The sequence below is a fragment of the Sphingobium lactosutens genome (assembly GCF_013393185.1).
GTDB lineage: Bacteria > Pseudomonadota > Alphaproteobacteria > Sphingomonadales > Sphingomonadaceae > Sphingobium > Sphingobium lactosutens_A.
Map to the genome: position 1 here is coordinate 55921 of NZ_QJQX01000079.1, position 6047 is coordinate 61967.

Annotated in this window: 4 protein-coding genes and 1 pseudogene; 4 read left to right on the top strand and 1 reads right to left on the bottom strand. The window is 61.5% G+C overall.

Features of this window, described 5'->3' with window-relative positions:
• Positions 1-18 precede the first annotated feature (18 nt).
• From DM806_RS22755 to DM806_RS27875, 4 genes and pseudogenes are all read left to right on the top strand, one after another.
• Positions 19-1047, top strand: coding sequence for an alcohol dehydrogenase catalytic domain-containing protein (locus DM806_RS22755; RefSeq protein ID WP_218647615.1), 1029 nt, complete (start codon positions 19-21; stop codon positions 1045-1047).
• A gap of 262 nt (positions 1048-1309) precedes the next feature.
• Positions 1310-2728: an aldehyde dehydrogenase family protein gene (locus DM806_RS22760; protein WP_179045441.1), complete on the top strand. Its 1419-nt coding sequence runs from the start codon at positions 1310-1312 to the stop codon at positions 2726-2728.
• A gap of 135 nt (positions 2729-2863) precedes the next feature.
• Positions 2864-4450 carry a Na+/H+ antiporter gene (locus tag DM806_RS22765; protein WP_179045442.1) on the top strand — a complete coding sequence of 529 codons (1587 nt, stop codon included), beginning with the start codon at positions 2864-2866 and terminating at the stop codon, positions 4448-4450.
• A 497-nt stretch (positions 4451-4947) separates the two neighbouring features.
• Positions 4948-5241 (top strand): annotated as a pseudogene (locus DM806_RS27875) (acyl-CoA dehydrogenase family protein).
• Here the strand turns inward: DM806_RS27875 and DM806_RS22775 are convergent.
• A protein-coding gene (locus DM806_RS22775) for an IS5 family transposase (RefSeq protein WP_218647277.1) occupies positions 5210-5970 on the bottom strand; the annotation gives its coding sequence in 2 pieces (ribosomal slippage) (positions 5210-5634 and positions 5634-5970; 762 coding nt in all). The pseudogene DM806_RS27875 and the gene DM806_RS22775 overlap by 32 nt on opposite strands.
• Positions 5971-6047: the final 77 nt, after the last annotated feature.

Here is a 6047-nt window from a genome sequence, read left to right on the forward strand (position 1 = left end):
GAAGAAAAGGATAAGTTCATGAAGATGAAGGCAGTTGTGATGACAGGGGCGAATCGTCCCTGGGAGGTTCAAGAGGTTCCTGTACCCAAGGCAGAGCCAGGGCTGGTCCTTGTGAAAATTCATGCCTCGGGGATGTGTTTTACCGATGTCTGGGCGACCCAGGGGGCCGGTGGTGACATCTACCCGCAAACGCCTGGTCACGAGGTGGTCGGCGAGATCGTCGAGGTCGGCGCGGGCGTGCATACGCGCAAGGTTGGAGACCGGGTCGGCACGACCTGGGTGCAGTCCTCATGCGGTCGGTGCGCGTACTGCCGCCAGAACCGCCCGTTGACCGGCCAGACGGCCATGAACTGCGTAGAGCCCCGGACGACCGGGTTCGCGACGCAGGGCGGGCACGCAGAATATATCGCGATTTCGGCCGAAGGCACGGTGTTGTTGCCCGACGGACTCGACTATGTCGATGCCGCGCCGATGATGTGCGCAGGCTATACCACGTGGAGCGGTCTGCGTGATGCGGAGCCGAGGCCTGGTGAAAGGATCGCCGTGCTGGGCATCGGTGGATTGGGCCACGTCGCCGTGCAGTTCTCCAAGGCGCTGGGGTACGAGACCATCGCAATCACGCATTCGCCGGACAAGCACAAGCTGGCGACTGATCTCGGCGCCGATCTCGTCGTCGCCGACGGCGCTGAGTTGCTGGCAGCCGGCGGTGCGGACATTCTTCTGGTCACAACCAACGACTTCGACACCGCCGAAAAGGCCATGGCGGGCGTGAATCCTGACGGGCGCATCGTTCTTTGCGGGCTCGACTTCAGCAAGCCGTTCTCGATCCCGTCCGACGGCAAGCCGTTCCATATGATGCGCCAACGCGTGGTTGGCTCCACGCATGGCGGACAGCACTACCTGGCGGAAATTCTTGATCTCGCTGCCAAGGGCAAGGTCAAGCCGATCGTCGAGACCTTCTCGCTCGATCAGGCGACCGAGGCCTATGACCGGCTGTCGACCGGGAAGATGCGCTTCCGCGGCGTATTCCTGCCCCACGGCAAATAAACCCCCTCCCCCCGCGCCTCTCCCTGGGGGGCGGGGCGGTTCTGGCGACGGAAAAGTCGTCGGAACCGCCCCGAACGGCGAGATAGTTGAGCGGGTCAGGCCACCTCGCGAGAACCAGTCCGTCCCGTGTTTCGATAACGGAGAACTTTTCGGACCGCGGTGGAGAAGACCGATGCTCCGCCATTCAACCGCGCATCTAGCGGATAATCAGGGTTCTCCGGGCGAGGGCCACAAGAATTAGCAAGATTGGAAAGGTACCGTCATGGACGACATCCTCAAGAACTACATAGACGGCACTTGGGTCGACCCGTCCACTGACGCCACGCAGGACATCGTCAATCCCGCGACGGGATCGTTGTCGGGCCGGTTGGCGCTCAGCACGGCGGAGGACGTGGACCGCGCGGTTGCCGCTGCAAGACGAGCCTTCGCCAGTTATTCACGGACCAGCCTCGAGGAACGCGCCGCGCTGCTGAACCGCATCGCCGATGGCCATGCGGCACGAGCGGAAGACATGGCGCAGGCCATAACGGCGGATATCGGCATGCCGGTCGCCTATGCGCGCGTTATCGTGCAGGCAAGCGCCGAACAATTCCGCTATCTTGCCGGGGCGATCGGGGATTATCCCTTTTCCGAGGATCGGGGCGGCACGCGTATCCTGAAGGAGCCCATCGGCGTGGTCGGCATGATCCCGCCATGGAATTATCCCGGATTCCAGTCGTCCGAGAAGATCTCGCCCGCGCTCGCGGCGGGGTGCACCATGATCCTCAAACCCGGCACTCCCTACACCAATCAGGTGCTGGCCGAGATTCTGCACGAGGCGGGCGTCCCCAAGGGCGTGTTCAACCTGATCAACGGCCGTGGGTCGGTGATCGGAACGGCGCTCAGCCGTCACCATGATGTTGACATGATCGCCTTCACCGGATCGACGGGCGTCGGCATCGATGTGCAGAAGAACGCTGCTGATACGGTCAAGCGCGTCAGCCTGGAGCTGGGCGGCAAGTCGCCGCACATCATCCTGGCCGACGCCGATTTTCAGAAGGCGGCGAAAAGCGCGGTCGAAAAGATCATGCGCAACAGCGGCCAGACGTGCATGGCACCGACCCGCACGCTGATCCCGCGCGCCCACAAGGCAGAACTGGAATCGTTGATCCGCGCCGCCGTCGAAGCCATCAGCGTAGGCGATCCCCTGACCGACGTCTTCATGGGGCCGGCCGCCAACGAAGGACAGTGGCAGACGGTCCAGAAATACATTCAGAAGGGCATCGATGAGGGCGCGACGCTGCTGACGGGCGGCCCCGGGCGTCCCGAAGGACTGGACGATGGCTGGTTCGAGCGTCCGACGGTCTTCACCGACGTCAGCAATGACATGACCATCGCGCGCGAGGAAATCTTCGGTCCCGTCATGTCGCTGATCGCCTATGACACGATCGACGAAGCCGTCGCCATCGCCAACGACACGCCTTATGGCCTGGGTGGCTATGTCGACGGCGGCGACCAGAAGGTCGTTCAGGATGTCGCGAGCCGGCTGCGGGCGGGCCATGTGATGATCGATGGTGCGGGCCCCGATTTTCATGCGCCATTCGGCGGGTACAAGCAGTCCGGCAATGGCCGAATCTGGGGTCTGGCTGGTCTGGAAGAGTATCTGGAGACCAAGTCCGTTGTGGGTATCGCAGCAAAATAGCCGGGCGAGATCCCGGCTCGTCTTCGCAATCATGCTATTCTTCGCTCCCCAGTAAGAATTTAGCGATGTCTGCGGAACGAGGGGCATGAATAAATGCAAACAGACCAGGCTTCGTTTCCAGGAGACCGCTAGAGCATGACATCGATTCACGCCTTTGAACTCCTCATCGGTATGTTCCTGGCGGTGTTGGTTTTGCAGTATGTGGCGCTTCGGCTGCGGCTTCCTCCTGCCGTCGCGCTTCTGGTCGGCGGAGGCGCGCTGGCATTCGTGCCGGGGCTGCCCATCATCGAGCTCGATCCCGAACTTGTGCTGGTCATCCTTCTTCCTCCGCTTCTGGCGGACGGGGCTTGGTTGACGGCGCTTGCGCCGTTTCGTCGCAATCTTGGCGGAGTCGTTTCCCTCGCGGTGGGCGCGGTGCTGTTCACTGCTGCGGTCGTCGCGGTCGTGACGAAGCTCATTGTTCCTGGCCTGCCCTGGGCAGCTTGCGTGGCGCTCGGCGCAATCGTTTCGCCACCGGATGCCGTCTCGGCGCGAGCCGTTCTGCAGCGCGTGAAACTACCCCGTCGGCTCATGACGCTACTCGAAGGTGAGAGCCTTCTCAACGATGCGACGGGCCTAGTGCTCTTCCGCTTTGCGGTAGCCGCAGTGCTTACGGGCACCTTCAGCTTCGGCGGTGCTGTCGGGACGTTCGCAATACTCGTTGGAGGTGGGATACTTGTTGGCGCGGCGATGGGGACCGCCTGGACGCTGCTCGTCCGGCGGCTCGGGGACGATCACCTGATGATCGTGGCTTCCGTACTCGTCTGCTGGTCCAGCTATCTGGTCGGAGAAGCTTTGCACGTGTCGGGCGTGATCGCGACTGTGACTGCCGGCCTGATCTGCGGGTGGAACCAGCACGTCCTTTTCACGGGGAGTGCGCGTCTGCGCGGTTTCGCCTTCTGGCATGTTCTGATCTTCCTGCTTGAGGCGACGGTGTTCATCCTCATCGGGCTCTCCCTGCGGGGCGTAATCGAGCGCGTCGGCGGGATCGGCGTCGTGATCCAGGACATGGCCGGTCCCGTCGTCGCGATCATTGCCGCTGTAACGCTTGCCCGTTTCGTCTGGGTCTTCGGCGCCGACGCGATCGCCGGTGTCCTGACCCGGATGGGCTTACGAGGTTTAAAGCGGCTCGGCGCTCCGGCCGCGACCGTGATGAGTTGGGCCGGCATGCGCGGGGTCGTGACCCTGGCTGTGGCGCTCAGCCTGCCCGACGCCATGCCGGGCCGCGACCTGATGCTGGTGACGGCGTTCGCGGTGATCCTGGCGACGGTTCTGGTGCAAGGCACTACGCTTGGCTTGATCATCCGATGGGCGAACCTGCAGGAGGATGAACGTACCAAACCTCCTCTCAACCTGTTTGCGGCCGAGGCAGCGATGCTCCGGGCACAGCTGACGGCGGTCGAGCGTCATGCTGTGTCTGCCGAAGGCGCGCTGCTTCATCCCCAACTGCTTGACAGCTATCGGCAACGCACGACAAACTCGGAGAAGCTCTCCGCCAACAATGTCGCCGACAGTCACGATCAGGTCGCGGCACATTTCGAGGTCATTCTCACTGCTGTAGCAGCGGGGCGGGCAGAGCTTGTTCGCCTCCACCGTGCCCGACAGATCGACGACGAAACACTTCATGACCTTGAACGCGATCTCGACCTGGAAGAGATGAGTGCGATTGCCGGCAGGGGCTGAGCTGCAAGTGCCGAGAGATCGAGATCATCGCAGCGCCGATTTCGCTGACGGGGGCGGATCGCTCACATTACAGATGAAGACGTCAAAGATTACCAGAGGGCCCGGACCCTTGCTTATTGGAGATAGCATTCGAATACATACTCGAAATCCGGATTCAGCGCTCGACCGTTGTAATCAGGGCTGTACCTTTGGGCGCGGACAAAGGAACTGCAGGCGCAGCTTCGAGGATGGCCTAGGTGAGCAAGCTGCCGCCGACATGCGGGGGCATGCGCATCTGATTGGCGTTGGTTGAGCAGTAGGAGGTGCGGTCGCTCCTAAGCTCGGATTTTCAGGTTGATCAGGTTTTCGGGGGGACCGCACGCGCCCAAGAGCGCACCAGTTTTGCTATACATGTAATGAAATTGGGCGACGCCTTGCGTCTCTCCCCAACGTGACCGAATGAGACGATGGCGACGCTAGGGGGACTAAGAATGCGCACTTTTACAGACGAGCAGAGGATGTTCCGCGCGTCCTACCGGCGATTTCTTGAAACAGAAATTGCGCCGCACATGGAACAATGGCGGGAGGCCGGCATCGTAGATCGGTCGGCGTTCTAAGCTGCCGGCAAACAGGGAATGCTGATGTTGTGGCCCGACGAGAAATACGGCGGCCTTGGCGATCCAGATTTTCGGTTCGAACAGATCATCATCGAAGAGATTGGGCGCGCGGATACGTTCGAGTTCTACGCCCCGCTGCATTCCAGGCTAGCGCGTAGACTCATTATGCGGCGCACCAGATTCGAACGCAGATAAGTTTGATTGCGGCGAGGAAATTGGCTGGATCCTTGTCGTAGCGGGTGGCAATGCCACGGTACTGCTTGATGCGATTGAAGAAGCGCTCGACGAGGTTTCGCTGTTTGTAGAGCCATGGCGAGAAGGCGAAGCGCTGCTTTCGATTGGATCGATTAGGGATGTTGGCCCAGACGTTCCTAGCCGCAGCGGCCTCACGGATTGCGTTGCTGTCATACCCCTTGTCGCCCAGCAGGGTGGCGCCTTCGGGAATGGCGTCGATCAGCGCTTCAGCCTCACAGGCATCGTGGACCTGCCCGCCTGTCAGTCTTAGGCTGACAGGGCGTCCTTCAGCATCGACAAGAGCGTGGAGTTTGCTGGTGAGACCGCCCCGGGAACGTCCCATGCCACGATCGCAACTTCCCCCTTTTTGCCCGTCGCACCGTTCTGGTGGACGCGCATGCAAGTGGAATCGATCATCACCAGTTCGCCATTATATCCGGCGGAAACCGCTGCCAGCAGCCGGTCCCAGACCCCGGCTTTGCGCCAGCGGACAAACCGGTTGTAGCAGGTCGTCGGAGGCCCATAGCGCTCAGGCACTTCGGCCCATGTAGCTCCCGAGCGAAAGCGCCACATGATCCCGTTGAGAACGCGGCGATCATCCACCCGCGCCACACCGCGAGGCTTGTTGGGCAGCAACGGCTCGATAATCCCCCATTCCCGATCTGTCAGTTCATACCGACGACGTGCCATCCAACCCTCCAATGCTGGAGAGCCGTGAATCATCTCACTCGCCAAACCGCAATCTATTTATGAGTTTACGGCCTAGT